We start from the raw sequence: 25,626 nt of genomic DNA, 5'->3' as shown, positions 1-25,626 counted from the left end.
CGGCAGAAAACTCAACCGCTGCATGGTCGCGTGCGGCACCGCGCAAGCACAAATTGTGCCGAAGTCGTCATTTCAGCGTAAAACCGTCTAAATCACCGTAGTCATACGGAGCAAAAAGTTAATCACAGACCCGCCCCGGTTCCGCTAAACGAGTGACATGGGGTCACAGAATGATACGGCCACCGATTCGCGGCCGTCGGCATGGCACGAAAGCAGCGCTGCTTCAGCTGAAGAGCTCGATTTCGCCCGCCTGAGCGCCTTGCGTGCCAAGGCGGCCGACGAAATGGGGGCTGCCATCGCCCGCGAGCTCAATGGCCCCCTGACCGCGCTGCTGCTCTACATGGGCGAGATCAAGCACCACAGCGATCAGCTCGTCCCCGCGACCGGCGATCGCGCCTATTTGCAGCGGGTGGTGGAGAACGCGCTGGCCCAGACCGAGCGCGTTTGCGGCCTGGTCAAGCAGCTCGCCGGCCCGCCCAAGGGCGGCTCCAAGGGCGGCTTACCCAGCCCGTCCGAAGAAGCGGAATCGAAGGCCGTCCGCGTGCTGCAACCGCCGCGGCCGCCGAGCGCCGATCTGATCGGCCCGTCGGGCCAGAAGCGGCTGACCAGGCGCGAGCGCGAGGTGCTGAGGCTGATCAGCGAAGGCTACTCGAACAAGCAGGGTGCGCTTCGCATGCAGATCAGTCCGCGCACTTTCGAGAGCCATCGCGCCGAGGCGATGCGCAAGCTCGGTGCGCGCAACACCGCGGACCTCGTCCGTGCGGCGCTGCTGCATTCGATCGACTGAGGCCGGGCCCGTCGCCCGCCGTCGGGCGAGACCCGACGCCTATCTCGAAAGTTGGGAAATTCGTGGCGCTCAGAAATAGTCTTCGGCGAAGGGACGTGCGCGCGAGGTGGGACGCAGCGGCTTGATCTCTTCCTTCGGCGCGCTCGGAATGATCGTGATGGTCCAGCGGGGGGGCATGCTCGATTCCTGCTCCAGCACCGAGCGCACGAAGCCGGTCACGGTCGACTCGCCGGCCTTCACCGTCGCCATCCGGCCGTTGAACTGTGCGATCCGGAAGCGACGAACCTCCTTCTGGTCTGCGGTCTCGTAGGTGAACATGGAAAACCCTCCTGGTTTTCCGGGACTATCGCCAGCTATGATTAGCCATCTGTGAAAATCGCAAACCGTAGAAGTACGGCGGGAATGCACGCGCGAGTAGTTCGGAGCGTTTTCACGCGAAGCAGCGCGACGAGCGCGCATCCCAAGCGAGCTAGCCTTGCGGCTCCTGCGCATGCGCGGCGGCGTAGGCCGCATCCATCTGGTCCAGCAGCGCGCGGAATTCGGTCTCGCCGAGGCTTTCCGCGGTTTTCTCCAGCCGGAGCGCCAGCGCTGCCAGCCTGAGATAGCCGAACGTTCCGGCCGCGCTCTTCAAAGAATGTGCTTCGCGCGCGATCCTGGCGTGGTGCTGCGCAGGCGAGAGCGTTCGGAACGATTCCAGGCGCGCGCAGGTCTCGCTCCAGAACACGTCGCGCACTTCGCCGGCACCGTCCTCGCCGATCTCGCGCACCAGCGCTTCGTACGCGCGCGGCTCGCGCGCGGGTTCGGCATCGATCGCGTTCGCAAGCGGGACGGCGACGTCAAACATGGCCTAGCCTGCCTCATCCCGATTCGTGTCGCGCGGCACGTCGCCGCGCGAGGCATGTCGCGTGTGTACGGCCTTCGAATTTCAGTTCTGGTAGCAGGATGGCTGGTGTTTGCAGGCCGGCATTAGCCCGCGGTTTACCAAGCGACCGCGGCGTTCAGGGCGGGCCGAGCAGCCGGTCGTACTGGGCCTTCACGGCGGAGTAGCATTCGCACGCCGTCTGGCGCAGCCCGTCCAGGTTGGTGATCTGGATGTGTCCGCGGCTGTAGTGGATGAAATTGGCCTGCTGCAGGGAGTTGGCGACCAGCGACACGCTGTTGCGCCGGGCCCCGATCATCTGAGCCATGGTCTCCTGTGTCAGCAGCAGACGCGACTCGCCCGACATGTCATGCGTGTGCAGCAGGCAGCGCGACAGCCGCGACTCCACCGGATGAGCGGCGTTGCAGCCCGCGGTTTGCTGCACCTGGGCGTAGACCGCCAGCCCGTGACGCGCAAGCTGCGTGCGCAGGGCGCTGCTCTGATCGGCGGCCATGCGCAGGCGGTCCAGATCCACCACCGAGGCGGCGCCGGGAACCAGCACGATGGCGGTGTTCAACGCACACGCATCACCCTCGATGGCGAGCGTTCCGAGCAGGCTGCCACGGCCGATCATGGCGACCTGCACATGCTCGCCTTTGGCCAGTTCAACCACCAGCGAGATGACGCCGCGGTGAGGAAAATAGGCGCGCATGAGCGTCTCGCCGGTCTCGACCAGCACCGCCCCGTGGGGCAGATCCACAGTTCGCAGGTGCGGGCGGATCAACTCATAATCGTCTGCCGACAGTGCGGACAGGAAACCGTTGGACGGACGCGCCATGCTTTCCAAAGCTGCCTCCTCCGTACCCTTGCACCTGGGAATCGCACGCCTGCACTCACGCGGTGCGCGGGTAAGTTCCATCATCCTCGCGGCGGGATATATTGGCAATTGAGACAAGTTGTCCGGCCCTGGCGATGCACCGACGCTGCGTGCACGTCGGAACACAGAGATCGCATCGTGCTCCCGTCACGCCACGACTCCCATCAGGCGCAGGTGATGGGTCTTCACCGCCGAATAGCAGCCGCAGGACGTCGCCAGCAGCGCCTTGGGATCGATGATCTCGATCTGGCCGCGGCTGTAGCGAATGATGCCGGCGCGCTGCAGCGCATGCGCGACCAGCGAGATCGCGTTGCGGCGGGCGCCGATCATCTGCGCCAGCGCCTCCTGGGTCAGCGGCAGGATTTGGCCGTCGGACAGGTCGTGGGCGCGGAGCAGCCAACGCGCGAGCCGAGCCTCGACCGGATGCAGCGTATTGCAGAGCAGCGATTGCTGCACATGCGCGAGCATGACCTGCTCGTGGCGGACCATCAGCTTGCGGAGGCGTGCGCTTGCGGTCGCGACCGCGCGGAAAACTCCGATTTCGATCACGGAAGCAGCTCCTGGGAACAGCACAACCGCGTCCATCGGCGAGATGCCGTCGGCAAGGGCCGCACCGGCCCCCACGACGCTGTCGCGGCCCAGCATCGCAATTTCGATCGTCTGTCCTTCGGACAGGCTCACCCTGATCGAAACGCATCCACCATGCGGGAGGTAGACATGTCTCGGTGCAGTGCCGATCTCGACCACGACAGATTTGCTGACCATTTCAACCGTCGCGAGGTGCGGACGCAGCAGATCGAAATCCGCGGCATCGAGCAGTTGCAGCAGCTGGTTGGGCGGGCGGCCGCTCACGGTCATGCAGGTTAATCCGGCGGGTTCGATGGACGCTGGGCGCGGCGGCCTTCGTCACTCAGTTGCACGGCGCGCAAATACTAATCTAAAGGTTGTGGTGTCGTCCATATACCCGTTAGAGGGCAGACAGCCTGTCTCATTTGCGGCGGAATTAAGTAGCGCACGCTGATTCGTTGACGAGGCGGCCGTCCTGCAACGATTGCGCAGGGAAAAAGCGGCAAGGGGGCCTCAGGAGCCGGAAGGCATTGCAGTCGCGCTGGCCATCGGGCGGGCTCGCGTCGCCTCGACCGCGTCCGCAAAAATGTTAGTTTCATCTCTCATCGAAAGCAAAGGAGAAAGGCGTGCCCCACGGTTCGATTGTTGAATCGCCGGAACGGGAAGCTCAATCCGGGCGAGACGATCTGCGCCATATTCTCGTCGTCGACGATGACCCGATGGTGTGCATGGCCATCGAGGTTTACCTCCAGCGCAACAATTTTCGGGTGACGATCGCCGACGGTGGTGAAGCCGGACTGCGCGCCCTCGAGCACAAGCAATTCGATCTGATGATCATCGACATCTTCATGCCGCACATGCGCGGGTTCGAATCGATCCGGATTTTCCACGACCGGGCTCCGGTCATTCCGCTGATCGCGATGTCCGGCTACGCCTTCGCGAATTTGGACTCGCCCGCGCCGGACTCCCTGCGGATGGCGCTGGAGCTCGGCGCCGCGCGCTGTCTGCGCAAGCCGTTCACGCCGCACGCGCTGCTCGCCGCCATCAACGATTGCCTGGCAGAGCCTCGCCCCCGCTCCGACATTGCCACGGCCGTGCAGCTCGGTTAGCGCGACACGAGCCGCTTTCCCCGCGGGGTAACGCTTCGTTTACGTCGAGCGTGGACCGCCTAGATCCGGCAACGCCCAAGCACTCGCGCGACGAGGGCGCGGCCGGCTTGCCTCGACCGCCTCTATCGTTCTTCACGAGCAGGACTTTCTCGCACGCCGCGTCGCGCGATTAGTGGCTCGTTTACCGCGCGGCTCCCGCCGTTGCGGCGCGGGGATGGTTTTGCCGAAAAGCGCTGCAACACGCGGCAGAACCGCAAACTTCTCTTCAAAATCCGTAGTAGCACGGAGGATGAAATTAACGGGACTGTGAAAGGGGATGTCTAACGATCCAAAATAGGGCGTCCGTCCGTGCCAAGGGTGGCTCGGACGTCGCGTTTGCGGCCCGGGTCAGTAAGGCGTAGCTCATGGATGATCTGTTGCGGGAGTTTCTGACGGAGACCAGCGAGAGCCTGGACACCGTGGACAATCAGCTGGTGAAGTTCGAGCAGGAGCCGAACAACGCCAAGATCCTGGATAACATCTTCCGCCTGGTCCACACCATCAAGGGCACCTGCGGCTTCCTCGGCCTGCCGCGGCTGGAAGCGCTGGCCCATGCCGGCGAGACCCTGATGGGCAAATTCCGCGACGGCATGCCTGTGACTGCCGAGGCGGTGACGGTGATCCTGTCCTCGATCGACCGCATCAAGGAGATTTTGGCTGGCTTGGAGGCGACCGAGGCCGAGCCGGAGGGGAACGACCGCGATCTCATCGACAAGTTGGAAGCGATGGTCGAGCAGGGCATGGCCGCCATGTCAGGCTCGGCGCAGCCGATGCCGACTGCCGGCACTGCGGCCCCCGTTGCCGATGCGCCGCCGCTGGTGCCGGAAGCGCCCGCCGCTGCCGCCGCCCCCGCCAAGGAGATGACCATGGGCACGCTGGTCGATCAGACCCTGGAGCGCCCGCTGCGTCCGGGCGAGGTTTCGCTCGACGAGCTCGAGCGCGCCTTCCGCGAGACCGCGGTCGAAGCGCCGGCGCCCGTTGCTCAGGCTGAGGCAAAGGCCGAGCCCGCGGCTGAAGCCCCCGTGGCGAAGGAAGCCGTAAAGCCCAAGGAGAAGGCCGCGCCGAAGAAGTCGATGGCCGACGAGATGGCGGGCGAGGGCGACCGCATCGCCAACCAGTCGATCCGCGTCAACGTGGATACGCTGGAGCACCTGATGACCATGGTCTCCGAGCTGGTCCTGACCCGCAACCAGCTCTTGGAGATCTCCCGCCGCAACGAGGACACCGAGTTCAAGGTGCCGCTGCAGCGCCTCTCCAACGTCACCGCCGAGCTGCAGGAAGGCGTCATGAAGACGCGCATGCAGCCGATCGGCAATGCCTGGCAGAAGCTGCCCCGCATCGTCCGCGACCTCTCATCCGAACTCGGCAAGCAGATCGAGCTCGAGATGCACGGCGCCGACACCGAGCTCGACCGCCAGGTGCTCGATCTGATCAAGGACCCGCTCACCCACATGGTGCGCAACTCCGCCGATCATGGCCTGGAGACCCCCGCCGAGCGCCTCGCCAGCGGCAAGGGCGAGCAGGGCACCATTCGCCTGTCCGCCTATCACGAGGGCGGCCACATCATCATCTGCATCGCCGACAACGGCCGCGGCCTCAACACCGAGAAGATCAAGGCCAAGGCACTCTCGTCCGGTCTCGTCAGCGAGGCCGAGCTCGAGAAGATGAGCGAAGCCCAGATCCACAAGTTCATCTTCGCGCCGGGCTTCTCCACGGCCGCTGCCATCACCTCGGTGTCGGGCCGCGGCGTCGGCATGGACGTGGTCCGCACCAATATCGACCAGATCGGCGGCACCATCGACATCAAGAGCGTGGCCGGCGAAGGAAGCTCCGTCACCATCAAGATCCCGCTGACGCTCGCCATCGTCTCGGCGCTGATCGTCGAAGCCGCCGGCGACCGCTTTGCGATCCCGCAGCTCTCGGTGGTCGAGCTGGTCCGCGCCCGCGCCAACTCCGAGCACCGCATCGAGCGCATCAAGGACACCGCGGTCCTCAGGCTCCGCAACAAGCTGCTGCCGCTGATCCATCTGAAGAAGCTCCTGAAGATCGACGACGGCGCGGCCTCCGATCCCGAGAACGGCTTCATCGTGGTGACGCAAGTCGGCAGCCAGACCTTTGGCATCGTCGTCGATGGCGTGTTCCACACCGAAGAAATCGTGGTCAAGCCGATGTCGACAAAACTGCGTCACATCGACATGTTCTCCGGCAACACCATTCTGGGCGATGGCGCGGTCATCATGATCATCGATCCCAACGGCATCGCCAAGGCGCTCGGCGCCGCCGGCTCCTCGGCCCATGGCATGGGTGACGAAGCGGCCGGCCATCACATCGGAAGTGGCGAGCAGACCACCTCGCTCTTGGTGTTCCGCGCCGGCTCGTCGCAGCCCAAGGCGGTTCCGCTCGGCCTCGTCACGCGCCTGGAAGAGCTGCCCGCCGACAAGATCGAGTTCTCGAACGGCCGCTACATGGTGCAGTACCGCGAGCAGCTGATGCCGCTGGTGGCCATGGAAGGCGTCACCATTGCGAGCCAGGGCGCCCAGCCGATCCTGGTGTTCGCCGACGACGGCCGCTCCATGGGCCTCGTCGTCGACGAGATCATCGACATCGTCGAGGAACGGCTCAACATCGAGGTCGGCGGCTCCTCCTCCGGCATTCTCGGCTCGGCCGTGATCAAGGGCCAGGCCACCGAGGTGATCGACGTCGGCCACTTCCTGCCGATGGCGTTCGCCGACTGGTTCACCCGCAAGGAGATGAAGCCGTCGCTGCATTCGCAGTCGGTGCTGCTGGTCGACGACTCGGCCTTCTTCCGCAACATGCTGGCGCCGGTGCTGAAAGCGGCCGGCTACCGCGTCCGCACCGCGCCGACCGCGCAGGAGGGCCTCGCGGCACTGCGCGCCCAAAACTTCGACGTGATCCTGACCGACATCGAGATGCCCGACATGAACGGGTTCGAGTTCGCGGAAGTCGTCCGCTCCGACAACAACCTCGCTGCGACGCCGATCATCGGCCTGTCGGCGCTGGTGTCGCCGGCGGCGATCGAGCGCGGCCGTCAGGCCGGCTTCCACGATTACGTCGCCAAGTTCGACCGTCCCGGCCTGATCGCGGCGCTGAAGGAGCAGACCGCGGGCGCCGCCGGCGCCTCCGAGCTGAGCCGGGCGGCCGCGGCTTAAACCTTGAGCGGCATGGACCAGGAGACACTGAAATGAGCAAGAAGACCCAGTCCGCTGAAGGCGCCATGGTCGAATACGTCACCGCGATGATCGGCGGCCAGCTGTTCGGGCTGCCGATCTCCCGCGTCCAGGACGTGTTCATGCCCGAGCGCGTCACCCGCGTGCCGCTGGCCTCGCGCGAGATCGCGGGCGTGCTGAACCTGCGCGGCCGCATCGTCACCGTGGTCGACATGCGCTCGCGCCTCGGCCTGCCCAAGGACGAGGACGGCAAGACCGCGATGGCGGTCGGCGTCGACCTGCGCGGCGAATCCTATGGCCTCCTGATCGACCAGATCGGCGAGGTGCTGCGCCTGCCCGAGGACGGCAAGGAAGAAAACCCCGTCAACCTCGACCCCCGCATGGCCAAGCTCGCCGGCGGCGTCCACCGCCTCGACGGCCAGCTCATGGTCGTCCTCGACGTCGACCGCGTCCTCGAGCTCGAAACCAAGACGCAAATGGCCGCCTGAGCCAACGAAACATCGAAGCCGGAGAACAGAAATGAAGACGTGTTTGGTGGTCGATGATTCCAGCGTGGTGCGCAAGATCGCGCGCCGGATCCTGGAAGGTCTGGAGTTCGAGGTCACCGAGGCCGAAGACGGCTCGAAGGCGCTCGAGATCTGCCAGCGGCAGCTGCCCGACGCGGTGCTGCTCGACTGGAACATGCCGGTCATGGACGGCTTCGAGTTCATGGGCCACATGCGCCGCCTGCCAGGCGGCGACCAGCCGAAAGTGGTGTTCTGCACCACCGAGAACAACGTGGCTCACATCGCTCAGGCGCTCAGCGGCGGTGCCAACGAGTACATCATGAAGCCCTTCGACAAAGACATCATCGCCGACAAGTTCGCTGAAGTTGGTTTGATCCCGGTCGGACAAGTCATGGTCTGAGTGTGTCAGGCCCAAAGCGCTTGGGCCAGAGTGTTCCAGTACAGCTTTCGAGAGGCCATCCGTGACCCCGACCGAGTATGAGTACCTGCGTAAGTTCCTGAAGGATAATTCCGGTCTCGACCTGTCCGCAGACAAGCAATATCTGATCGAAAGCCGCCTATTGCCGCTGGCTCGCAAGGCCGGGCTCTCCGGCATCGCCGAACTCGTGCAGAAGCTGCAAGGCGGCTCGCGCCAGCTGATCACCGAAGTGGTCGAGGCCATGACCACCAACGAGACTTTCTTCTTCCGCGACAAGGTCCCGTTCGATCATTTCCGCGACCACATCATGCCGGAGGTCATCAAGGCGCGTGCGGCCAAGCGCAGCGTGCGCATCTGGTGTGCCGCCGGCTCGACCGGGCAGGAGCCCTATTCGCTGGCGATGTGCCTGAAGGAGATGGGCGCGGCCCTCACCGGCTGGCGCGTCGAGATCATCGCGACCGACCTGTCGCAAGAGGTGCTGGAGAAGGCCAAGGCCGGCGTCTACAGCCAGTTCGAGGTGCAGCGCGGCCTGCCGATCCAGATGCTGGTGAAATACTTCAGGCAGACCGGTGAGACCTGGCAGATCAATCCCGAATTGCGGGCGATGATCCAGCACCGCCAGCTCAACCTGCTGCACGATTTCGCTCAGCTCGGCACCTTCGACGTCATCTTCTGCCGCAACGTGCTGATCTATTTCGATCAGGACACCAAGATCAACATCTTCAACCGCCTGGCGCGCCAGATCGAGCCCGACGGCTTTCTGGTGCTCGGCGCCGCCGAGACCGTGGTTGGACTGACCGACACGTTCCGGCCGATTCCGGAGCGGCGCGGCCTCTACAAGCCAAATGATGCGCGCGCGGCCGCGGCCAAGCCGGTTCTCGCCGGTGCGGCGCCGCGCATGGCGGCGATGGCGGGACGATAATCATGGCCGAGGATGGCAAGGGCGCGGAGCGTGTGACCTTCAGCCGCGGCTATGATGTCTGCATCATGGCCATCGACGGCACCTGGCGGCGCGACTGCAAGCTCAACGCGATCTCCGACACCGACGCGGTTCTCACGGTGGAGGGCTCGATCCAGGGCTTGAACCTGAAGGAGTTCTTTCTGCTGCTGTCGTCCACGGGTCTCGCCTATCGTCGCTGCGAGCTGGTCCGTGTCAACGGCGCCGAAATGGACATCCAGTTCCTGCGCGGCAAGAACCGGAAGAAGCGCGGTGCGGCCGGTGGCCACGACGCCGCGGCCTGATCTCGCCGCCGCCGTCGCTGCGCTTTCCCGCACTTTGCTTCACATTTGCTGAACGTTTCCGAGTCAATTGCTCGCGGCAGCTTTACGCGGCTTCAGCGCGAGCCGTGTATCCATTGACGCTCTCAATCCCAGGATACGGCAATGCCCAGAAGTTCTCTTTCCCCGATCTCGTCAAACCTGCCCGACGGCGCCGAGCGGCGTGCACTTCAGCTCCTGGTGGTCGATGACGACGCCACGCAGCGCCGCCTGATCACGGTCGCGGCCAAGCAGGCGGGCCACGAGGTCACTGTGGCGCCATCGGTGGCGGACGCGATCGAGAAGCTGCGCGCCGCGCGCTTCGACTGCGTGACGCTCGATCTCGTGCTGGAGGATGGCGACGGCGTCGACGTGCTGCGCGAGATGGCGAGCGCGAAGTTTGCAGGCTCCGTGATCGTCATCAGCGGCATGGACGGCAAGCGCCGCAGTGCCGCCCGCAGCTTCGCCCGTTCGGTCGGCATCGAGCTCCAGAGCCTGCCGAAGCCGCTGGATCTCGCGGCGCTGCGCATCAGCCTCGCCAATCTCGGCAAGACCGCGATGGGCCTGCCGGCGATTCACACCTGGGGTGGTGTCGCCACCGACGCGATCGTGGAACGGCACCGCGCCTGAGCTTGCGGAGCCGCCATACGGTCAGACGCGGCTTCCGGCCGCGTTGCCGGATTCCGATAGACATTGCAGGGCGTGGCCGAGGCCCGCCCGGCAGACATTGAGGGCCGCGCTCGCGCTGGCGTAGCGGGGCGTGACGTCGTCGAGCAAGACGACATCTGCGGAACCTTCCGGATCGCTGCCGTGTTCTTGATCCATGGCTGCGGCGATCCGGCGCATGCTGGTCTCGATCTGTGCGATCAGTAAACGAAGGTCCGCCGCAATCAGCTCACGGCTCTCGACTTCGGACGTTGCGACAGGAGGCGGCGTGTCGGCCAAATTTAGCATGGATATTCTCCGTCCAATGCAATTAGGCGCCATGCCGCTACTTGTGCGTTAAGTCCATGTCCCGTACAAATACGGGTGGGCCGAATCCGCGCCGAGCGCCATAACGATTGGCGCGGACGCGAGTCCTTCATGCCAACCGGATGTGGCACATGGCCGAACAAAGCTCTCGCGGTGAAATCTTCGTGGTCGATGACGACCCTGCCGTTCGCGACACCTTGTCGATGGTGTTGAAGGCGGCGGGCTATGAGGTGATCTGTTTTGCGGACGGTGCAGCGCTGCTTTCCGTGGCGCGAAACCGCACGCCGGCTGCAATCCTGCTCGACGTGAATATTCCCGGGAAGTCGGGTCTCGACATCCTGAAGGAGCTGCACGGCGAGGATTATCCTGCGCCGATCTTCATGATCTCCGGGCAGGGCGACATCGCGATGGCGGTGGGCGCGATCAAGAGCGGCGCGCTCGACTTCATCGAGAAGCCGTTCCGCGGCAGCGAGATCGTCGGCCGTCTCGACGAGGCGATCGGTGCCTATGCACGCAGGCAGGCGGAGAACGCGTCGCCGAAATTCGGCTCGCTGCATTTCCCCGGCCGCGAGCCGCTGACGCGCAGGGAGCGCGAGGTGCTGGAGCAGTTCGCCTCCGGTGCCTCCAACAAGGAGGCCGGCCGCACGCTCGGCATCAGTCCGCGCACCATCGAGGACCACCGCGCCAACATCATGAAGAAGCTCGGCGCGCGCAATGCCGCCGACCTGATCCGCATCGTGATGACCGCAGCCCAGCGCGCGTCGTAGGCGGTGCTTCTGTCTCGTGCCCCGGACGCGGTGCATCATGCCATGATGCGCCGCTGAGCCGGGGCCCATCTTTCCAACTTCAGGGCTCAACGTTCTGGGTCCCGGCTCTGCACAGCAGCGCTTACGCGCCGCAGTGCGTCCGGGACACGAGAGCCTTCACCCGCTCAACGCCTTGCGGATGATCCGCGCCAGATCCGATTTGCGATAGGGCTTGGCCAGCAACACCACGCCGGCATCCAGCCGGCCGTGATGGATGATCGCGTTCTCGGTATAGCCTGACGTGTAGACCACCTTGAGATCCGGGCGCGTCTTCATCAGCTCGTCCGCAAGCTGCCGTCCGTTCATCTTGCCTGGCATGATGACGTCGGTGAACAGAAGGTCGAACGGCTTGCCGGCCGCGACGATCGCGAGCGCCTCCGCGGCGTTCGCGGCCTGCAACGTGACGTAACCCAGCGAATGCAATTGCGCCAGGACGTAGTCGCGCACCAGCCGGTCGTCCTCGACCACCAGGATCGTCTCGTGTCCGCCCTCGATCGTCGCCGGCGTCACGCCCTCGCCGACCGCCGTCGGCGTCTTGCCGGGCGGCAGATACATCTTGATCGTGGTGCCGTGCCCCTCCTCGCTGTAGATCTTGATGTGACCTGCGGACTGCTTGATGAAGCCGTAGACCATCGAAAGCCCGAGTCCGGTGCCCTTGCCGGGTCCCTTCGAGGTGAAGAAGGGATCGAACACCCGTGGCAGCATGTGCGCAGGGATTCCGGTGCCGGTGTCGCTCACGGCGATCAGCACGTAGTGCCCCGGCGGTACGTCGTTGGCGCTGGCATAAACCTCGTCGAGATAGGCGGCGCCAGTCTCCACGATCAGCTTGCCGCCGCCGGGCATGGCGTCGCGCGCATTGAGCGCGAGGTTGAGGATCGCGGTGGTGAGCTGGTTGGGATCGACGATGGCGACGCAATTCTCGTCCTCGAACACCGATTCGATCTGGATCTGCTCGCCGAGCGTCGGACGCAATAACTTTGCGGTGTCGACGATCAGCGAGTTGATGTCGATCTCGCGCGGCTGGAGCGGCTGCTTGCGCGCGAAGGCGAGCAGGTGCTGGGTCAGGTCGGCGCCGCGCGCGGCGGCCTCGTCGATCATCTTGGTGATCGCCGCGAGCTGCGGCTCCTTGGCGACCGCCTCCGCGAGAATTTCGATCGTCCCGGTGATGACGGTGAGAATGTTGTTGAAGTCATGCGCCACGCCGCCGGTCAGCTGGCCGACGGCCTCCATCTTCTCGGCATGGCGGATGCGCTCCTCGGCGGCGATCTTGTCGGTGAGGTCGCGGTAGAAGACGTTGAACAGCAGGCCCTCGCGCCGCTTCAGCGCGGTGACGCTCAACTCGGCCTTGAATTCCTTGCCGTCGCGCCGGCGGCACATCAGCTCGCGGCGGCGGTTCAGCGTCCGACCACCCTCGTCTTCGAGGAAGCGTTTCAGGCCGGCTCGGACCCGGCCACGTTCGCTCTCGGCGACAATGAGGTCGATCGTGCTCTTGCCGAGCACCTCGTCGCGGCGCCAGCCGAACAGCTGTTCCGCCTGCGAGTTCCAGTTCAGGATGCTTCCGGTCTCGTCGGTCTGGACGAAGGCGTCGAGCGAGGTCTCGACGATGTTGCGGGCGAGCCGCTCGCTCTCGAGCAGCGATTCCTGCGCGAGCCGCGCTTCCGTCATGTCGCGCCCGACGAAGAAGAAGCGCTTGGCGCGCTCGGACCAACTGCCGAGCCAGGACAGCCAGACCTCGTGCCCGTTCTTGTGGTAGCAGCGGGTGTCGGCCAGCCTGACGCGCTCGCCGTGTCGCATCGCCCGCATCTCGGCACGGGACTGCTCCAGGTGATCGGGATGGATGAAGTCGGCGCCGCTGCGGCCGATCATCTCGTCCGGCCGATAGCCGAGAATGGTCTCGCTGCTCGGGCTGATCTGCGCGACATGACCCCGCGCGTCCATGACCATGATCAGATCCTGCGACGTCTCGAAGATCTGACGCCGCTCCTCGAGTTGGTGCTGCAGCGCCCGCTCGGCGCGCCGCGCCTCGGTCAGGCTGCGCGCGCTTCCGGACGCGCCGATGATCTCGCCCGACGGTCCCTTGATCGGCGACAGGCCGAGCGAAATCTCGACCGGCGTGCCGTCCTTGCGCAGGCGGACCGTCTCGAAGCGTTCGATCGGCTCGCCCCGCGCGATCCGCCGCAGATAGTCCTTGCCCTGTTCGCGGCGGTCGGACGGGACGATGATCGAGGTGGGCTTGCCGATCGCCTCCTCCGCCGTATAGCCGTAAAGGCGTTCGGCGGCCGGATTCCAGCCGGTGATGATGGCATCGAGCGTCTGCATGACGATCGCATCGTCGGACGATTCCACCGCGGCACTGAACAGGTTCTCGCGCGCCGCGTGATGGCTCCGCGCGGCCTCGGTGCGGCGATGCTCCTCGATCTCGCGTTCGAGCGCGGCCGTTTTCGCGCGCATCTCCTCCACCATCCGCGCAAAGGCCCGGGCCAGCACGCCGGTCTCGCCGCTAGCATCGACGGGGATCTCCGCGGGACGTCCGCTGCCGATGGCCTGCACCGCCTCCGTCAGACGCCCGATCGGGCGGGTCAACGAGCGCGCCAGCAGCACCGCGAGCGCAGCCGCGGCGAGAACAGCCAGCACGCCGACGAGCAGGGACGTTTTTTGAATGGCGGCCGGCACGCGGCCGAACACGGACGGGGGAACAGTCGCGACGATGGCGACCCATTCCTTGCCCGCAAGCGATAACGGCACGAATGCCGCGCCGCTCGTCCGGCCCGCCTCGTCGGTTGTGACCCGCGTGGCCACGTCCGACGTGCCGGCCAGTTCTGACAAGAACGGAAGGTCTTTGCGCCAATCGGTCGGATGGCCCCGCGATGACCCGAACTCCCGCGTCCGGTCCGGATGGACGAGATAGTCGCCGCGCGCATTCACGACGTAGATCTCTCCGCCCGAGGTTGTCGCCGCGCGGACCCGCTCGAGTGCCGGGCGCATGTCGATATTGGCCACGATGATGCCGAACGGCTTGTCGTCGGCCGTGAACAGCGGCATCGCCACGCGCAAAGTCGGCGCGTGAGGCGCCGTCGTTCCCCCCTGACGGGTCGCGAGCTCGATGGGAGACACATAGATCTCGCCGGGCCCGAGCCGTATGGTTTCCTGGAAGTAGGCGCGGCCACTCTTGCGCTCCAATTCGCTGTCCGGAGCGATCCGGGCTGCTCCGTTGGGACCCGAACGATCGACGTGGACCAGCTCGCGCTGGTCGTCGTCGACGCCGATGATCCTGAACTGCCCGTAGATGGGCTTGGCGTCGATCTCGGCCGCGAGCCGCGCCGCGATACGCTCGCGCCAGGTCTGCTGCGAGACGCCGTCGGCAGGATCGATCCCGCCGCCGGCATGAGCCCGGATCAGGCCGTTGATTGCCGCTGCGGCGCGATAGCCGACCAGATCACCGCGTACGCCGGCAACGTAGGATTCAAGATTGGTTGCAAGCAGGCGGGATTGGGCTTCGACCCGCTCCAGCACCCGCGGAATGACGGCCTGTGTGGTGTTGCGATAGCCCAACCATCCGACTGCGGCCACGGTGACCGCAACCAGCAGGATCATCGCGAGGGCCAGCCGCGTGGCCAGCGTCGTTGCTGCTCGCATGGGGAGTTTCGCCGGACCTGCCGCATCGCTGCGCCATTTTTGGCTTGCAGCAGAGGCGTTCTTGTCATCGGCGGCCGGAGCGGACATCGGACCCCTCTGGCGCGTCGGCCTTCAGGCAATCTGCGACCACGGCAAGCAGTGCATCGGGCCGGAACGGCTTTTGCAGGCTGGCCACGGCGCCGAGCTTGGTCGCCATCTTCAGGAAGTCCGGCTCCGCATAGGCATCCGGCGTGATCGAACGGCCGGAGATGACGACGATCGGAACGGTCGGGGCCAGCGCCCGAATGTGACGCATCGTCTCCAGTCCGTCCATACCGGGCATGAAGATGTCGAGAAACAGCAGGTCGAACCGGCTGGCCTCGAACAGCGCCACCCCCTTGCGGCCATCCTCGGCGACCGTCACGTGATGACCCGCCCGTTCCAGCAGCAGCCGGATGGTGAACTGGACGGCCGGATCGTCATCCACGATCAGGATGTTGGCCACGCCTGAAATCCTCCGGAGTCGGCGGGGCTAGTCCCACCAACCGCAAATCAAGCCAATCAACTCGAAATTGTTGCGCGGATTCTTGTCTGCCGGCAAGCACTTCGGCCGGAGCTGCCGCTGTGTTGCGCTGCACTGCCGCTATGCACGCCTGAGTGCATAGCAGAGGCCCGCCTCCCGCCCGCCCAGCGCCTTGCCCGGGATGGATGGCCTGTGAGAAGAGCAGGGAATCCTCCGGACGGACAAGGAAAGAGATGACCAACAAGAAAAAGACGCCCGACCAGCTCCGCAGCGCGCGTTGGTTCGCGCCCGACGATCTGCGCTCGTTCGGCCATCGCTCCCGCGCCATGCAGATGGGTTACGCGCCGGAGGAGTGGAAGGACCGCCCGATCATCGCGATCCTCAACACCTGGTCGGACGCGCAACCCTGCCACATGCACTTCAAGTCGCGCGTCGAGGACGTCAAGCGCGGCATCCTGATGGCGGGGGGCCTGCCGCTGGAGCTGCCGGCGCTGTCGCTCTCGGAATCGCTGCTCAAGCCCACCACCATGCTCTATCGCAACCTGCTGGCGATGGACGCCGAGGAGCTGCTCCGCAGCCATCCCGTCGACGGCGTGGTGCTGATGGGCGGCTGCGACAAGACCACGCCGGCGCTGCTGCTGGGAGCAACCTCGATGAACATTCCGGCGATCTATCTGCCGGCAGGCCCGATGCTGCGCGGCAATTGGAAGGGCAAGACGCTGGGTTCCGGCTCCGACGGCTGGAAATATTGGGACGAGCGCCGCGCCGGGAAGATCTCCGACAAGGACTGGCTCGACATCGAGGCCGGCATCGCCCGCAGCTACGGCACCTGCATGACCATGGGCACCGCCTCGACCATGACCGCCATTGCGGAAGCGATCGGCATGACGCTGCCGGGCGCTTCCTCAATCCCCGCCGCGGACGCCAACCATATCCGCATGGCCAGCGAATGCGGCCGCCGCATCGTCGAGATGGTGTGGGAGGATCTGACGCCGAAGGTGATCCAGACCCGCAAAGCGTTCGAGAATGCCATTGCGGTCGCGATGGCGATGGGCTGCTCCACCAACGCCATCATCCATCTGATCGCGCAGGCCCGCCGCGCCGGCCAGGACATCGGTCTCGACGATTTCGAGACGGCCAGCCGCAAGGTGCCCGTCATCGCCAATGTCCGCCCGAGCGGCGATGCGTACCTGATGGAGGACTTCTTCTACGCCGGCGGCCTGCCGGCGCTGATGGGCCAGATCAAGCCGCATCTGCATCTCGACTGCATCACCGTCACAGGCAAGACGGTGGCTGAGAACATCGAGGGCGCCGAGGTCTACAATGCCGACGTGATCCGCGGTATCGACAATCCCATCTACAAGGAGGGCGCGCTCGCCGTGCTCAAGGGCAATCTCGCGCCCGACGGCTGCGTCATAAAACCCTCCGCCTGCGCGCCGCGCTTCCTCAAGCACACCGGCCCCGCGCTGGTGTTCGACGATTATCCGTCCATGAAAAAAGCGGTCGACGATCCCGACCTCGACGTCACCGAGGATCACATTCTCATCCTGCGCAATGCGGGGCCGCAGGGCGGACCGGGCATGCCGGAATGGGGCATGCTGCCGATCCCGACAAAACTCGTGAAGCAGGGCGTGCGCGACATGGTGCGCATCTCCGATGCGCGCATGAGCGGCACCAGCTACGGCGCCTGCATCCTGCACGTCTCGCCGGAATCCTATATCGGTGGCCCGCTGGCGCTGGTGCAGAACGGCGACCGCATCACGCTCGATGTCGCTGCGCGCACCATCAATCTCGATGTGAGCGAGGCCGAGCTCGCAAAACGCCGCGCCGCCTGGAAGCAGCCCGCGCGGCGCTTCGAGCGCGGCTATGGCTGGATGTTCACCAAGCACATCAAGCAGGCCAATGACGGCTGCGACTTCGACTTCCTGGAGACCGATTTCGGCGCGCCGATCGGCGAGCCGTCCATCTACTAGCACCTGTCATTCCGGGACATCGCGAAGCGATGGGCTATGGTGCGCAATTGCGCACCTGAGAATCCATAACCACGATAGGGAGTATGGATTCCGGGCTCGCGCCAAGTGGCGCGCCCCGGAATGACGAACGAGAGAGAGCACGACATGACCAAACTCACCGAAGCCACCCGCAACAAACTCAAATCCGTCTCTACCGCCACCGTCGCCACCGCGCTGTTCAAGCGCGGTCTGCGCATCCAGATGATCCAGGATGTCCGTCCCTTGAGCCCGGATCAGCCGGCCATGGTCGGCGAGGCCTTCACGCTACGCTACATGCCGGCGCGCGAGGACCTCAACACTATCGACGTGTTCAGGGACCGCTCCCATCCGCAGCGCAAGGCGGTCGAGGATTGCCCGCCGGGCGCGGTGCTGGTGATGGACAGCCGCAAGGATGCGCGCGCGGCTTCGGCCGGCGCGATCCTGGTGACGCGGCTGATGAAGCGCGGCGTCGCCGGCGTCGTCACCGACGGCGGCTTTCGCGACTCCGCCGAGATCTCAAGGCTCGGCTTTCCCGCCTTCCACCATCGTCCCTCGGCGCCGACCAATCTGACGCTGCATCAGGCGATCGACATCAACGTGCCCATCGGCTGCGGCGATGCGCCGGTGTTTCCCGGCGACGTCATCCTCGGCGATGCCGACGGGGTCATCGTGATCCCCGCGCATTTGGCAGACGAGATCGCCAACGAAACCTTCGAGATGACCGCGTTCGAGGATTTCGTCACCGAGGAAGTCGGCAAGGGCCGCGGCATCTTCGGTCTCTATCCCGCCACCGATCCGCAGACGCTCACCGATTTCGCGGAATGGCGCAAGAAGAACGGGCGGTAGCGCTCTCGTAGCCCGGATGGAGCGGAGCGTAATCCGGGAACAGTCTTGATGTCTGCGCGAGTCCCGGATTGCGCTCCGCTCCATCCGGGCTACGACGTCACGCCTCCGCCATCCCCGCCGCCCACAGCGCGAACGCATACACGATCGCGACTTCGTCGAGCCGGTCGAAGCGGCCCGAGGCGCCGCCGTGGCCGGCGCCCATGTTGGTGCGGAGCAGGACCGGGCCGCCCCCACGCATGGTTGCGCGCAGGCGCGCGATCCATTTGGCGGGCTCCCAGTAAGTGACCCGGGGATCAGTAAGCCCGCCCATCGCCAGGATCGCCGGATACTCCTTTGCCGCGACGTTGTCGTAAGGCGAGTACGACAGGATGGTGCGGAAATCCTTCTCGCTCTCGATCGGGTTGCCCCATTCCGGCCATTCCGGCGGCGTCAGCGGCAGCGTGTCATCGAGCATGGTGTTGAGCACGTCGACGAACGGCACCTCCGCGACGATGCCGGCGAACAATTCGCCGGCGCGGTTGGCGACCGCACCCATCAGCATGCCGCCGGCCGAGCCGCCATGGCCGACGATGCGCTTGGCGCTGGTGTATTTCGCATCGATCAGCGCGCGGGCGCTGGCGGCGAAATCGTCGAACGAGTTGGTCTTCTTCTCGCGCTTGCCGTCGAGATACCAGCCCCAGCCCTTGTCGGCGCCGCCGCGGATATGGGCGATGGCATAGACGAAGCCGCGGTCGACCAGCGACAGGCGGTTGGCGCTGAACGAGGCCGGCATGGCCATGCCGTAGGAGCCGTAGCCGTAGAGCAACAGTGGCGCTGCGCCGTCGAGCTTCAGTCCGCGGCGATAGAGGATCGAGACCGGCACCTCGGCGCCGTCATACGATTTCGCCATGATGCGGGTCGTGACGTAGTCGGCCGGGTCATGGCCTGACGGAATCTCCTGCCGCTTGCGCAAGACGCGCGTGCGCTTGACCATGTCGTAATCATAGACTTCCGACGGCGTCGTCATCGACGAATAGGCAAAGCGCAGTGTCGTCGTGTCGAATTCGTAGGAGCCCATCGTATCGAGCGAGTAGGCGGCCTCGTCGAAGGCGATGGCATGCTCCTCGTTTGATGCAAGATCGCGGATCACGACCGACGGCAGCGCATTGGCGCGCTCCAGCCGCACCAAATGGCCGGCATAGAGATCGAGGTCGATGATGTAGATGCCGAGCCGATACGGAATTAGATCGCGCCAGTTCTTGCGCTCGGGCGCGTGAAGCGGTGCGGTGACGATCTTGAAGTCGATGGCGTCGTCGGCATTGGTGAGGATGAAAAGTTCGTCGCCGCGGTCGGCGAGCGAATATTGCACGCCCTCCTCGCGCGTAGCGACCAGGCGCGGCGGCGCCTCGGGATTGGCGAGATCGATCAGCCGCTGCTCGCTAGTCTCGTGATCGCCGCCGGCGATGACGCAGAAGCGGCCGCTGGTGCTTTCATGCAGGTGGGTGAACCAGCCGGCATCCTGCTCCTCATAGACCAGCGTGTCGTCGGCTTGCTTGGTGCCGAGCTTGTGCCGCCAAACCTGCATCGGGCGGTGATTGTCGTCGAGCTTCACATAGAAGAAGCTCTTGCAGTCCGCAGCCCAGACCACGCCGCCGTCGGTCTCCTCGACGAGATCGTCGAGGTCCTTTCCCGTCGCCCAGTCGCGGACGCGGATCGAAAAATATTCCGAGCCCTTGGTGTCGGCGCTCCAGGCCTGCAGCTTGTGATCGTAGGAGTGGCGGCTGCCGCCGAACTTGAAATATTGGTGGTCCTTGGCGAGCGTGTCGCCATCGAGCACGATCTGGCCGTCGCCGCCGTCGCGCGGCATGCGGCCGAACAGCTCGTGCTGCCCGCCCTCGCGAAACCTGCGGAAATAGGCGAACGGCCCATCCGGTGACGGCACGCTGGAATCGTCCTCCTTGATCCGCCCGCGCATCTCGCGCACCAGCGTCTTCTGCAGGCCCGAGGTGTGGCCGAGCAGGCTCTCGGTGTAGGCGTTCTCCTCGTCGAGATATTTGCGGATATCAGGATCGAGCACGGCGGGATCGCGCAGCACCTCCTGCCAGTTCGCGTCCTTCAGCCAGGCATAATCGTCAGTTACGGTGATGCCGTGCCGCGTGAAGGAATGCGGCCGGCGCGGGGCGACGGGGGGCTTCGAAGGCGTCTTGGCTTGGGTCACTCGGTCCTCATCAACTACGTGTCGCGGCGTCGCCTCTTAACCTCTCCCCGCCTGCGGGGAGAGGTCGGAATTTGCGAGAGCAAATTCCGGGTGAGGGGGTACAGGCCCCTCGACAGATCTCGCCTGCGGAGACGGGCCCCTCACCCCGACCCTCTCAGGGCGAGCGCAGCTCGTCCCGACCCCGTAAGAACGGGGAGAGGGAGAAGAAAAAGCGGCTCGCCGTGTCCCACCTTATATCGTTCCGATTCCGCGGATTGCCAGCACGACCGCCCATGCTGCCGGGTTGTTGATCGGCCCCTTGTGTGCTTTGAGGGGCAATATCCCGCCGCCGGTCCAGCCCGATGCTGTTCAATTCCTATGCGTTCATCCTGCTGTTCCTGCCGGTCGTGCTCGCCGGCTATTTCCGGCTCGGCCGGCGCAGCAATCTGGCTCCGGTGGTCTGGCTGGCGCTGGCTTCGATCACCTTCTACGCGATCGGCAGCTGGCAGTTCGTCGCCCTTCTGCTGCTCTCGATCGCCTTCAACTACGGCGTCGGCCATCTTCTCATCGTGGCGGAGCTCACGCACCCGCAACGAAAGGCCGCACTCGCGCTCGGCGTCGTCGGCGATCTCCTCATGCTCGGCATCTTCAAATATGCCGGCTTCGTCGCGGAGAACGTCAACGCGCTGCTCGGCACGGATGTCGCGCTCCACATCCTGCTGCCGGTCGGCATCTCCTTCTACACCTTCACCCAGATCGCGTTTCTGGTCGACGCTTATCGCGGCCAGGTCGCGGCCTATGCGCTGCCGCATTACGCGCTGTTCGTGACTTACTTCCCGCATCTGATTGCGGGGCCCATCCTCCATCACAAGGACATGATCCCGCAATTCGAGCACGAGGACACCAAGCGCCCGGACGGGCATCTCATGTTGTGCGGTGTCATCATCTTCGCGATCGGCCTGTTCAAGAAGACCTGCCTTGCCGACGGCATCCAGCCGCTGGTCGCGCTCGCTTTCGAGGCGCGCTCGCCGAGCTTCGACCAGGCCTGGCTTGGCGCGCTCGCCTACACCTTCCAGCTCTATTTCGACTTCTCCGGCTATTCCGACATGGCGATCGGCATCTCGCTGCTGTTCGGCATCTTCCTGCCCGTCAATTTCAACTCGCCGTACAAGGCCACCAGCATCGTCGAATTCTGGCGGCGCTGGCACATGACGCTGTCGCAATTCCTGCGCGACTATCTCTACATCCCGCTCGGCGGCAACCGCAGAGGCCGCGTGCTGCGCTACGTCAATCTGATGATCACGATGCTGCTCGGCGGGCTCTGGCACGGCGCGGCCTGGACTTTTGTCATTTGGGGCGCGCTGCATGGCGCCTATCTCTGCGTCAATCATGCCTTCAATGCCTTGGTGCCGAACGGTCCGCCGCTGATTGCACGCCCAGCTCGCATCGCCGGCGTCGTGCTGACCTTCCTCGCTGTCGTCATCGCCTGGGTGTTCTTCCGTGCCGAGAGCGTCGCCTGGGCATTGCGGGTGCTCCACGCCATGGCTGCCCCTTCGAACCTCGTGCTCGGCCGCGAGGAGATCGCGGCCCTGGTGCAAGTCGCGATCTATGCGGCGCTGGTGTGGCTGGCGCCGAACACACAAGCGCTGATCGGATACGACCACGGCAACCGCGAGGTCGGCGAGGCCTTGCGGGCAGGGCGCACGCGGCCGTTGGTGCTCTATGCGGCCTCGCTGCTGCTCGCCTTCGGCTTCCTGGGCATCCAGAGCCACAGCGAATTCATCTATTTCCGATTCTGATGCAGGGCGCATTCACCAATCTCGGGCGTCTTCTGCTGGCGAGCGTGGCCTGCGTACTGAGCGCCGCGGCGCTCACCTTCATCGTCGATCCCCTGCAGCTGTTCCGCCCCTCGCGCCTTGTCCCGGCCTTCTACTCGGAGGACACGCGCGTGCAGAATGCCGGGCTGATCAGCAGCCAGCCGTTCGACACCGCCTTCATGGGCACCTCGCTTGCGATCCATTTCCGCCAGAGCGACATCGATCGCGCGCTTCGTGTCCGCTCGCTCAAGCTAGCGATGACCGGCTCCAACTCGCGTCAGCAGGCCTTCGTGCTGGAGCAGGCGATCGACCGCGGCGCAAGGCGCGTGATCTGGGAAATGGACGATTTCATCTTCATCGATGCCGCGGACATCGAGACCGACCCTTATTTGTCCGTCGATCTTTATCGCCGAACCGCCAAGGGCATCGCCTCCTATCTGTTCAGCGCGGCGATGGCGAAGGAATCGGTGTTCGCGCTGCTGCGGTCCGTCCCGCTGCTGCGGGAGCCGCTGACCCGGGCGTCGCCTTATCTGCCGGTCAAGTTTGCGTTGTCAGACGTCGACGACATCTACGCCCTGCCGCGGGATTTCGACGTCGCGCGCGACTACAACGCAAAGAAGACGCTTGCCGCCTTTGCCTACATTACCAGCCCCGTACGCAGCCGCTTCCTCGGCGAAGGCTACAGCTACGAAGCCATGGTCCGGCATTTCGAGCAGGACGCCGTCGGCCTGATCGCGCGCCACCCCGACGTGACCTTCGACATCTACCTCCCGCCCTATTCGATCCTGCAATTCGTCGCGATGCGCGATGCCTCGCCCGAAACGCTGAAGGTCGTCACCGATCTCACGGCGCACATTGCGCAGCGATTGACGCAACTGCCCAACGTCCGCCTGCACGATTTCCGCGCGCTCAAGGCGGTGACGCACGATCTTAACAGTTACAGCGACGTTATCCACCATTCGCCGGCCGTGGACGCGATGGTGCTGAGATGGCTGGCAAGCGGGGAGCACCGCGTCGACCCGAAAGCGCCGCTCGCGCCGCTGAATGAGCTGAAGGCACAGGTGGAGGCGTATCGGGTGGAGCGCTGATCTTCCCCTCTCCCCTTGCGGGAGAGGGTGGCTCGCGAATAGCGGCGAGACGGGTGAGGGGTTCTATCCGCGAGTCCTGGCAGTCGGGAATCGCGGATAGAACCCCTCATCCGGCGCTTCGCGCCACCTTCTCCCACAAGGGGAGAAGGAAGAGGCGCGCGCGCGACTTACACCGCCACCTCTTCGCCCAGATACGCGACCGCCGCCTCCAGCCCGCCCTTGCCGTGCGGGATCTTCAGCGCGTTCAGCCCGACCTCAATCACCCCGAGCGTGCCGAGCAGCATCGGCGCATTGACATGGCCCATATGGGCGATGCGGAAGGCTTGGCCGGAGAGATCGCCGATGCCGGTGCCGAGCACGACGCCGCACTTGTCCTTGCAATAGCGTTGCAGCACCGCCGGATCGTGGCCGTTGCTCATCGTCACCGTGGTCACGGTGTTGGAGCGCTCGCTGGCTTCGGCCACGTTGAAGCCGAGCACCTGGCCTTCCGACCAGACCGAGACCGCGCGGCGGGCGGCTTCGCCGAGCAGGCTGTGGCGGCGGAAGGCGTTCTCCAGGCCTTCCTCGTGCAGCATGTCGATCGCCTTGCGCAATGCGAACAACAGATGCACCGGCGCGGTGCCGGCATATTTGCGATAATTCTCGGTGCCCTCGCGCTCGCTCCAGCTCCAATAGGGCGTCGACATGTTGGCCTTCTTGTGCACCTCGAGCGCGCGCGCATTGGCGGCGACGAAGCCGAGGCCGGGCGGCGTCATCAGGCCCTTCTGCGAGCCGGACATCGCGACGTCGATACCCCATTTGTCCATCTTGAACGGCATGCAGCCGAGCGAGGCGACGGTATCGACCATGTAGAGTGCGGGATGGCCGCTCGCCTTGATCGCCTTGCCGATCGCCTCGATGTCGTTCTGCACGCCGGAGGCCGTGTCGACCTGGACCACGACGACGGCCTTGATGCTGTGCTCCTTGTCGCGGCGCAGGCGTTCCTCGACCTCGTGCGGCCGCACCGCGCGGCGCCAATCGCCCTTGAGCACCTCGACCTCGGCGCCCATCAGCGCCGCCGCGTTGCCCCACCCGATCGCGAACCGACCGCTCTCCAGCACCAGCACCTTGTCACCGCGCGACAGGACGTTGCTCAGCGCCGCTTCCCAGGCGCCGTGACCGTTGGCGATGTAGATGTAGGACTTGCCCTTGGTCGCGAACAGCTTGGAGATGTCGCTGAGCAGGCTCTCGGTGAGATCCAGCATCTCCTGGGAGTAGATGTCGATCGCCGGACGGTGCATCGCCCGCAGCACCTCGTCGGGCATCGTGGTGGGCCCGGGGATGGCCAGAAACTCCCGGCCCGCGCGAACGGTCATTGCTATCGGTCCTTATTGCCTGAGAACGGGATGGTGGGTCGCTGAATCATGCTTTTACGTGCCGGCGCGTCCCGAGAAAAGCGCGCAAAATGCAGGGCTGGGTTATCGCTTCGTCTCCCGGCAACCGGCCGCTTCGGCCTCCTCGACCGAGCAGAACCAGCGGGTGCCCTTGCTGATCTTCATCCTGATCTGCGTGTACCAGCGGCTGGTCGGCTGGTGAAAGATGCACTCCCCGGAGCTGTTGACGTTGCCCTTGATGGTGCAGTCCGGCGACGGCGCGACCGGCCCCGAGGCCGAAGCGAGCAGCACCGCGTGCGCGCCGTCAGGCGGCTTGGTCGCGCCGAGGATCGCGGTCTTCTTGTTGCGGACGCGCCAGTCCCACGGCGCGATGAAGGCGCCCTGCCACATCCCTGCCTTGGCCTCCCGCGCGGCCTTTTCATCGGCTTCATAGTCGCGGGACATGTGGGCGTAGGCCAGCGCCCAGCCGTTGCGCACCAGCCATTTCTGGATGTCCTCGCCGCCGACCTCGCAGCGCGCCACGGTGCGGCCGCGCCGGTCGACCGATCTCGGGCGGCAGACCCAAGTCTTGCCCTCGGCGTATCTGGCGAGCTCATCGCGGGCCGCGACGCCGCAAGTCCAGCGCTCGGACTTGGTGTTGAGGCAGAGCTGGTCGATTGCAGGCGCGTCGATGCCGCCGAGCCGGATCCGCGTGGTGCCGATCACCACCGCATCGCCAGCGCGGACCTTTGCCGTGCCGGTGATCTCGGCGGCATCCGCCAGCGAAGGGATGGCGAACAAAGACAGCGCAATCAGGACCTTTCGCAACATGC

At 65.2% G+C, this 25,626-nt stretch carries 23 protein-coding genes; 13 read left to right on the top strand and 10 right to left on the bottom strand.

Annotated elements, in window-relative coordinates; all coding sequences use genetic code 11:
- Positions 1-157: 157 nt before the first annotated feature.
- Positions 158-787: a helix-turn-helix domain-containing protein gene (locus ACTEK7_RS27400; protein ID WP_225137433.1), complete on the top strand. Its 630-nt coding sequence runs from the start codon at positions 158-160 to the stop codon at positions 785-787.
- A 69-nt stretch (positions 788-856) separates the two neighbouring features.
- Here the strand turns inward: ACTEK7_RS27400 and ACTEK7_RS27395 are convergent, their stop codons facing one another.
- From ACTEK7_RS27395 to ACTEK7_RS27380, 4 genes are all read right to left on the bottom strand, one after another.
- A complete protein-coding gene (locus ACTEK7_RS27395; RefSeq protein ID WP_036024694.1) occupies positions 857-1,105 on the bottom strand; it encodes a hypothetical protein in 249 nt (82 codons plus the stop codon).
- Positions 1,106-1,256: 151 nt separating this feature from the next.
- The gene (locus tag ACTEK7_RS27390) at positions 1,257-1,631 is read right to left on the bottom strand and encodes an Hpt domain-containing protein (RefSeq protein WP_225137431.1); all 375 of its coding nucleotides are present in this window, start codon (positions 1,629-1,631) and stop codon (positions 1,257-1,259) included.
- Positions 1,632-1,785: 154 nt separating this feature from the next.
- Complete coding sequence (locus ACTEK7_RS27385; protein WP_225148797.1) at positions 1,786-2,484, bottom strand: Crp/Fnr family transcriptional regulator; 699 nt, start codon at positions 2,482-2,484, stop codon at positions 1,786-1,788.
- Positions 2,485-2,670: 186 nt separating this feature from the next.
- Positions 2,671-3,381 carry a Crp/Fnr family transcriptional regulator gene (locus tag ACTEK7_RS27380; protein WP_225137428.1) on the bottom strand — a complete coding sequence of 237 codons (711 nt, stop codon included), beginning with the start codon at positions 3,379-3,381 and terminating at the stop codon, positions 2,671-2,673.
- A gap of 395 nt (positions 3,382-3,776) precedes the next feature.
- Here ACTEK7_RS27380 and ACTEK7_RS27375 point away from each other — a divergent pair, with 395 nt between their 5' ends.
- The 7 genes from ACTEK7_RS27375 (at position 3,777) to ACTEK7_RS27345 (ending at position 10,237) form a co-directional block, all read left to right on the top strand.
- Positions 3,777-4,199, top strand: coding sequence for a response regulator (locus ACTEK7_RS27375; RefSeq protein WP_225137449.1), 423 nt, complete (start codon positions 3,777-3,779; stop codon positions 4,197-4,199).
- 404 nt (positions 4,200-4,603) lie between these two features.
- Positions 4,604-7,408 carry a hybrid sensor histidine kinase/response regulator gene (locus ACTEK7_RS27370; RefSeq protein ID WP_474809959.1) on the top strand — a complete coding sequence of 935 codons (2,805 nt, stop codon included), beginning with the start codon at positions 4,604-4,606 and terminating at the stop codon, positions 7,406-7,408.
- 32 nt (positions 7,409-7,440) lie between these two features.
- The gene (locus ACTEK7_RS27365) at positions 7,441-7,914 is read left to right on the top strand and encodes a chemotaxis protein CheW (protein WP_057030291.1); all 474 of its coding nucleotides are present in this window, start codon (positions 7,441-7,443) and stop codon (positions 7,912-7,914) included.
- A 31-nt stretch (positions 7,915-7,945) separates the two neighbouring features.
- Positions 7,946-8,332 carry a response regulator gene (locus ACTEK7_RS27360; protein WP_036015905.1) on the top strand — a complete coding sequence of 129 codons (387 nt, stop codon included), beginning with the start codon at positions 7,946-7,948 and terminating at the stop codon, positions 8,330-8,332.
- 61 nt (positions 8,333-8,393) lie between these two features.
- Positions 8,394-9,272, top strand: a complete 879-nt coding sequence (locus ACTEK7_RS27355; protein ID WP_225148704.1) for a CheR family methyltransferase — start codon at positions 8,394-8,396, stop codon at positions 9,270-9,272.
- Positions 9,273-9,274: 2 nt separating this feature from the next.
- Complete coding sequence (locus ACTEK7_RS27350; protein WP_036015908.1) at positions 9,275-9,592, top strand: hypothetical protein; 318 nt, start codon at positions 9,275-9,277, stop codon at positions 9,590-9,592.
- Between the two features lie 141 nt (positions 9,593-9,733).
- Complete coding sequence (locus ACTEK7_RS27345) at positions 9,734-10,237, top strand: response regulator (RefSeq protein ID WP_036015910.1); 504 nt, start codon at positions 9,734-9,736, stop codon at positions 10,235-10,237.
- Between the two features lie 21 nt (positions 10,238-10,258).
- Here the strand turns inward: ACTEK7_RS27345 and ACTEK7_RS27340 are convergent, their stop codons facing one another.
- The gene (locus ACTEK7_RS27340; RefSeq protein ID WP_036015912.1) at positions 10,259-10,561 is read right to left on the bottom strand and encodes a hypothetical protein; all 303 of its coding nucleotides are present in this window, start codon (positions 10,559-10,561) and stop codon (positions 10,259-10,261) included.
- 149 nt (positions 10,562-10,710) lie between these two features.
- Here ACTEK7_RS27340 and ACTEK7_RS27335 point away from each other — a divergent pair, with 149 nt between their 5' ends.
- Positions 10,711-11,346, top strand: coding sequence for a response regulator transcription factor (locus tag ACTEK7_RS27335; protein ID WP_026202588.1), 636 nt, complete (start codon positions 10,711-10,713; stop codon positions 11,344-11,346).
- Positions 11,347-11,502: 156 nt separating this feature from the next.
- On the opposite strand, the gene ACTEK7_RS27330 is transcribed toward ACTEK7_RS27335, so the two are convergent.
- Entirely contained in the window at positions 11,503-15,021 is a 3,519-nt protein-coding gene (locus ACTEK7_RS27330; RefSeq protein ID WP_463671692.1) for a PAS domain S-box protein, read from the bottom strand.
- Between the two features lie 64 nt (positions 15,022-15,085).
- Positions 15,086-15,505 (bottom strand): response regulator, encoded by a 420-nt coding sequence (locus tag ACTEK7_RS27325; protein WP_225148702.1) that lies wholly within the window; start codon positions 15,503-15,505, stop codon positions 15,086-15,088.
- A 251-nt stretch (positions 15,506-15,756) separates the two neighbouring features.
- Here ACTEK7_RS27325 and araD point away from each other — a divergent pair, with 251 nt between their 5' ends.
- Positions 15,757-17,496: an L-arabinonate dehydratase gene (gene araD / locus ACTEK7_RS27320; protein WP_225148701.1), complete on the top strand. Its 1,740-nt coding sequence runs from the start codon at positions 15,757-15,759 to the stop codon at positions 17,494-17,496.
- Between the two features lie 144 nt (positions 17,497-17,640).
- Positions 17,641-18,360: a ribonuclease activity regulator RraA gene (locus tag ACTEK7_RS27315; RefSeq protein WP_057030285.1), complete on the top strand. Its 720-nt coding sequence runs from the start codon at positions 17,641-17,643 to the stop codon at positions 18,358-18,360.
- Positions 18,361-18,457: 97 nt separating this feature from the next.
- Here the strand turns inward: ACTEK7_RS27315 and ACTEK7_RS27310 are convergent, their stop codons facing one another.
- Complete coding sequence (locus ACTEK7_RS27310; RefSeq protein WP_225148700.1) at positions 18,458-20,557, bottom strand: S9 family peptidase; 2,100 nt, start codon at positions 20,555-20,557, stop codon at positions 18,458-18,460.
- A 341-nt stretch (positions 20,558-20,898) separates the two neighbouring features.
- Between ACTEK7_RS27310 and ACTEK7_RS27305 the strand changes: the two genes are divergently transcribed.
- On the top strand, positions 20,899-22,335 hold the full coding sequence (locus ACTEK7_RS27305; RefSeq protein WP_225148699.1) for an MBOAT family O-acyltransferase: 1,437 nt from the start codon (positions 20,899-20,901) through the stop codon (positions 22,333-22,335).
- Entirely contained in the window at positions 22,335-23,441 is a 1,107-nt protein-coding gene (locus ACTEK7_RS27300; protein ID WP_225148698.1) for a hypothetical protein, read from the top strand. The genes ACTEK7_RS27305 and ACTEK7_RS27300 overlap by 1 nt, the downstream gene beginning before the upstream one ends.
- A gap of 167 nt (positions 23,442-23,608) precedes the next feature.
- Here the strand turns inward: ACTEK7_RS27300 and ACTEK7_RS27295 are convergent, their stop codons facing one another.
- Positions 23,609-24,796: a pyridoxal-phosphate-dependent aminotransferase family protein gene (locus ACTEK7_RS27295; RefSeq protein ID WP_225148697.1), complete on the bottom strand. Its 1,188-nt coding sequence runs from the start codon at positions 24,794-24,796 to the stop codon at positions 23,609-23,611.
- Positions 24,797-24,898: 102 nt separating this feature from the next.
- Positions 24,899-25,624, bottom strand: a complete 726-nt coding sequence (locus ACTEK7_RS27290; RefSeq protein ID WP_036015924.1) for a thermonuclease family protein — start codon at positions 25,622-25,624, stop codon at positions 24,899-24,901.
- Between the last annotated feature and the right edge of the window lie 2 nt (positions 25,625-25,626).

This window comes from Bradyrhizobium sp. JHI2711, from assembly GCF_056156565.1.
Note: the sequence above shows the minus strand (reverse complement) of the source record. Positions and strands in the feature narration are given on the sequence as shown.

Coding starts and splice junctions, on each gene's coding strand:
- ACTEK7_RS27400 (WP_225137433.1), top strand. CDS start 158: ATGGGGTCACAGAATGATACGGCCACCGATTCGCGGCCGTCGGCATGG.
- ACTEK7_RS27395 (WP_036024694.1), bottom strand. CDS start 1,105: ATGTTCACCTACGAGACCGCAGACCAGAAGGAGGTTCGTCGCTTCCGG.
- ACTEK7_RS27390 (WP_225137431.1), bottom strand. CDS start 1,631: ATGTTTGACGTCGCCGTCCCGCTTGCGAACGCGATCGATGCCGAACCC.
- ACTEK7_RS27385 (WP_225148797.1), bottom strand. CDS start 2,484: ATGGCGCGTCCGTCCAACGGTTTCCTGTCCGCACTGTCGGCAGACGAT.
- ACTEK7_RS27380 (WP_225137428.1), bottom strand. CDS start 3,381: ATGACCGTGAGCGGCCGCCCGCCCAACCAGCTGCTGCAACTGCTCGAT.
- ACTEK7_RS27370 (WP_474809959.1), top strand. CDS start 4,604: ATGGATGATCTGTTGCGGGAGTTTCTGACGGAGACCAGCGAGAGCCTG.
- ACTEK7_RS27365 (WP_057030291.1), top strand. CDS start 7,441: ATGAGCAAGAAGACCCAGTCCGCTGAAGGCGCCATGGTCGAATACGTC.
- ACTEK7_RS27360 (WP_036015905.1), top strand. CDS start 7,946: ATGAAGACGTGTTTGGTGGTCGATGATTCCAGCGTGGTGCGCAAGATC.
- ACTEK7_RS27350 (WP_036015908.1), top strand. CDS start 9,275: ATGGCCGAGGATGGCAAGGGCGCGGAGCGTGTGACCTTCAGCCGCGGC.
- ACTEK7_RS27345 (WP_036015910.1), top strand. CDS start 9,734: ATGCCCAGAAGTTCTCTTTCCCCGATCTCGTCAAACCTGCCCGACGGC.
- ACTEK7_RS27340 (WP_036015912.1), bottom strand. CDS start 10,561: ATGCTAAATTTGGCCGACACGCCGCCTCCTGTCGCAACGTCCGAAGTC.
- ACTEK7_RS27335 (WP_026202588.1), top strand. CDS start 10,711: ATGGCCGAACAAAGCTCTCGCGGTGAAATCTTCGTGGTCGATGACGAC.
- ACTEK7_RS27330 (WP_463671692.1), bottom strand. CDS start 15,021: ATGCGAGCAGCAACGACGCTGGCCACGCGGCTGGCCCTCGCGATGATC.
- araD (WP_225148701.1), top strand. CDS start 15,757: ATGACCAACAAGAAAAAGACGCCCGACCAGCTCCGCAGCGCGCGTTGG.
- ACTEK7_RS27315 (WP_057030285.1), top strand. CDS start 17,641: ATGACCAAACTCACCGAAGCCACCCGCAACAAACTCAAATCCGTCTCT.
- ACTEK7_RS27305 (WP_225148699.1), top strand. CDS start 20,899: ATGCTGTTCAATTCCTATGCGTTCATCCTGCTGTTCCTGCCGGTCGTG.
- ACTEK7_RS27300 (WP_225148698.1), top strand. CDS start 22,335: ATGCAGGGCGCATTCACCAATCTCGGGCGTCTTCTGCTGGCGAGCGTG.
- ACTEK7_RS27295 (WP_225148697.1), bottom strand. CDS start 24,796: ATGACCGTTCGCGCGGGCCGGGAGTTTCTGGCCATCCCCGGGCCCACC.
- ACTEK7_RS27290 (WP_036015924.1), bottom strand. CDS start 25,624: ATGTTGCGAAAGGTCCTGATTGCGCTGTCTTTGTTCGCCATCCCTTCG.